We start from the raw sequence: 239 nt of genomic DNA, 5'->3' as shown, positions 1-239 counted from the left end.
GTATCGGATGCACATTGTAATGCGCTGTTGCTAATGGCTATCACGCTAAAGACTACTTGGGCTTGGGTTACTTCGGTTACCGTTAAGGTTGATCCGGTTTCGCCTGCTATCAAGTTGCCGTCAGCATACCATTCGAAGGTGTAATTTCCGGTTACTTGACTGTCTAAAACCAAAGTGTTGTTGACCGTCGTTTCGCCAAAATTCACACACGCAATGTTTGTCGATGCTACGATATTTGG

Annotated in this window: 1 protein-coding gene; it reads right to left on the bottom strand. The window is 45.2% G+C overall.

All coding sequences use genetic code 11. The annotated features are described in order from the left end of the window. The coding region (locus tag G6042_RS00135) for a hypothetical protein (protein ID WP_169522302.1) at positions 1-239 on the bottom strand (239 nt) is incomplete at both ends.

This window comes from Flavobacterium solisilvae (genome assembly GCF_012911605.1).
In the GTDB taxonomy this organism is placed as follows: domain Bacteria; phylum Bacteroidota; class Bacteroidia; order Flavobacteriales; family Flavobacteriaceae; genus Flavobacterium; species Flavobacterium solisilvae.
The sequence above is the reverse complement of the archived record's forward strand: the minus strand, read 5'-3'. Positions and strand labels throughout refer to the sequence as shown.